Here is a 1,380-nt window from a genome sequence, read left to right as displayed (position 1 = left end):
CTGAAGGGCGTCAACTTCGACTTCGACAAGGCCACGCTGCGTCCTGACGCGGTGGCGATCCTGAACGAAGCGGCTGAGATCCTGAAGCGTTACCCCGACCTGAAGGTCGAGGTTGCCGGTCACACCGACTCGAAGGGCACCGATGCGTACAACCAGAAGCTGTCGGAGCGTCGCGCGAAGGCTGCGTACGACTACCTGACCAGCAATGGCGTGGACGCTGGCCGTCTGGTGGGTCCGGTGGGTTACGGCGAAAGCCGTCCGATCGCTCCGAACACCAACGAAGACGGTTCGGACAATCCGGAAGGCCGTGCGAAGAACCGTCGCACCGAGCTGAACGTCCAGAACTAAGCGATACCCGCGGGTTCTTCGGAACCCGCACTGCAACATCCGAAGCCCGGCCTTGTGCCGGGCTTCGTTTTTTGTATTCGGGCGTCGCTGCCCGGCCGTTGCGGAAAATCCGACCGACGGCTCAGTTTGTTTCTAAACACCGACCGTTCGTCGGCGCATCCGCGCAAGGGCGGGCATACCCGCTGCCGAAAACGTTAATTAACGAACCTGGCTTCACTGGGCTGAACTACGTTAAGTGGTATTAACAAACGCGTTGACAGTGTATGATCGCCCCCGCCAGTGACCGCGGCGCCGGCCCTGCCAGTGCTGAGCGTGTCTCTGTCACAGGAGTCAGCGCCGCATAAGACTGTCCCGATCAAACAGTCCCGATCACCCCCCGTTCCGATCGATCTGAAGGAGTTAGATATGAAGATCCGTATGTTGAGCACCGCACTGCTGGCGGGCTTGGCCTTTTCGCAGGCGGCCAGTGCGCAAGATTTCGACGACCGCTGGTACCTGACCGGCGCTGCCGGCATGAACATCCAGGACAACGACCGCGGCACCCGCAATGCTCCGTTCGGTGCGATCGGCCTGGGCAAGTTCCTGAGCAAGAACTGGTCGCTCGACGGTGAGCTGAACTACCAGAACCCGAAGTTCGACGACAACCAGGACGCCAACTGGAGCCAGTACGGCATCTCGCTGGACCTGCGCCGCCACTTCGTCACCGACGGCCGCAACTGGAACCCCTACCTGCTGATGGGCCTGGGCTACCAGCGTTCGGAAGAGGAATACCTGATCCCGTCGGTGCTGTCGCCGGCTGACCGTAAGGACGGCAACTTCGCCGCCAAGGTCGGCGTCGGTATCCAGGGCGACCTGGGCCGCGTCGGTATCCGTACCGAACTCGCCTACCGCGCCGATTTCGACGACAGCAGCGTCAACGCTCCGCAGGAAGACTGGTTCGGCGACGTGCTGGCTTCGGTCGGCATCGTGGTGCCGCTGGGTCCGGAACCCGTTGCTCCGGTCGGTCCGGCTCCGGTGGTTGAGCCGGGCTGC

Annotated in this window: 2 pseudogenes (1 of these 2 cut by a window edge); both read left to right on the top strand. The window is 62.5% G+C overall.

Going from position 1 to position 1,380, the window contains the following annotated elements:
- Positions 1-348 (top strand): annotated as a pseudogene (locus GLA29479_RS23295) (OmpA family protein) (its annotated part extends 12 nt beyond the left edge of the window); the annotation flags it as partial.
- Positions 349-753: 405 nt separating this feature from the next.
- Positions 754-1,380, top strand: a pseudogene (locus GLA29479_RS23290) (porin family protein); the annotation flags it as partial.

The sequence above is a fragment of the Lysobacter antibioticus genome (assembly GCF_001442535.1).
In the GTDB taxonomy this organism is placed as follows: Bacteria; Pseudomonadota; Gammaproteobacteria; order Xanthomonadales; family Xanthomonadaceae; genus Lysobacter; species Lysobacter antibioticus.
This window is presented reverse-complemented; position numbering and strand designations above follow the sequence as displayed.